Here is a 1,502-nt window from a genome sequence, read left to right as displayed (position 1 = left end):
GGTTTTTTATTATTTTCAAAATTATTTTTTTATAGAAACTCATAATTACATAAATTGGATTATAAGTGTCCGTGAGTCAGATTCACAAGTACTAGATCTATTCATAGTATCAATTATTCTATTAAAAGTTTACTGTTCTTAAAATTTCATAGTTATAAAGTTTTAGATTTTATGTAAATTTAATTATACACAATAAATGGATTATATTACATTTATTGTGTATAATACAAATTATAAATTACTCAAGTATAAAGTAATGAATAATTGTATTATAGTATGTTCTTAAAATAAAAAGCAGTTTTAATGGAGGAATATTATGCGAAAAATTTATATCTTTACTATTATCATGGTAATAGTTGTTTTTTATGGTTGTTCAAGTAACACTTTAAATTTTTCAGATTTAGAGCCATCAACTATTGTTGTAAATCATGATAATATAAGTGCAATAATAAAAGAGAATATCATAAGGTCATCAAAAGAAGATATTACTTTAATTTTAGAAAATAAAACACAATATGAATACTATTATGGGGAATATTTTAACTTAGAAATTGAATTAGATAATAGTTGGTATAAGGTACCCTTAGATAAAAATCTTGACTTTAAAGATTTGGCTATTATTTTAAAAGAAAATAGTAAAAGTAGTGATATAATAAAATTATCTAAGCATTTTACTAATCTACCAGAGGGTAAGTATCGTATTGTAAAATCTCTTTATCTTGATGATGAAGAAACAATTATAGTAGCGCCATTTGAAATAAAAAATAATAAAAATATTTCTTAAATAGCTTAAATTAACAAACAAAAATATCTCATTACATTATAAGTTAATGAGATATTTTATATTTTAACTTAAATAGTATTTTTTATAGTTTTTAATATTTTTGGAAATTATATATGAATTTACATTATCTTTGTTAATAAAATATTCCATAAAACAAGTATCAAATTTATAAAGTATTTAAATTATTTCTTAAAATTTCCTTAATTCACTATACTGAATACTTATTCTATTTTCAGGATTTTTGTCTATACAATATAGTACTATGATAAATAGCCATTCTAAAGGTTTCATAATAAAGTATGTAAAATCTGCAGTATATTTATTATTTATATGTTTACTTAGAGGATACCCAAATTTATCATAAATGTATCTAATGCCTTTATGAAGTTTAGGAGTATACTGCTCTAATATATTTTCAAAGGCATTAGATACTAATAATTGTCTATTAACTAATATTGTATTTCCATGTCTTATACCATTTCTTAAAGGTTTTACTATTTTTTTATGTCCTCTTGCAGATACTGTACATAAGTAATGGCCACGTCTAGGTATTGATACAGGATCAGGAGGAATGATAGTTGAGTATTTGTAGGTGCTTGTATCTAAAAATGCTTTAATAAAACTATCTGGTTGTTGACCAAAGAGTACTAGTATTAATTGAATAATTATTAATACTGGAAATAATGCAATTATGCAAAGAATAGGTAGTTTGTGATGC

The 1,502-nt window shown here is 22.4% G+C and carries 2 protein-coding genes; one reads left to right on the top strand and one right to left on the bottom strand.

What is annotated here, in order from left to right:
• Positions 1 to 316: 316 nt before the first annotated feature.
• On the top strand, positions 317 to 784 hold the full coding sequence (locus tag GBZ86_RS15830; RefSeq protein WP_152892252.1) for an immunoglobulin-like domain-containing protein: 468 nt from the start codon (positions 317 to 319) through the stop codon (positions 782 to 784).
• A 189-nt stretch (positions 785 to 973) separates the two neighbouring features.
• On the opposite strand, the gene GBZ86_RS15825 is transcribed toward GBZ86_RS15830, so the two are convergent.
• Positions 974 to 1,502, bottom strand: a 529-nt coding sequence (locus tag GBZ86_RS15825) for a DUF6688 domain-containing protein (RefSeq protein ID WP_327445295.1), incomplete at its 5' end; no start/stop codon positions are given.

It is taken from the genome of Clostridium tarantellae, assembly GCF_009295725.1.
GTDB classification, from domain to species: domain Bacteria; phylum Bacillota; class Clostridia; order Clostridiales; family Clostridiaceae; genus Sarcina; species Sarcina tarantellae.
This window is presented reverse-complemented; position numbering and strand designations above follow the sequence as displayed.

What these genes read in the sequence shown, in the direction of transcription:
- GBZ86_RS15830 (WP_152892252.1), top strand. Translation starts at nt 317, where the DNA reads ATGCGAAAAATTTATATCTTTACTATTATCATGGTAATAGTTGTTTTT.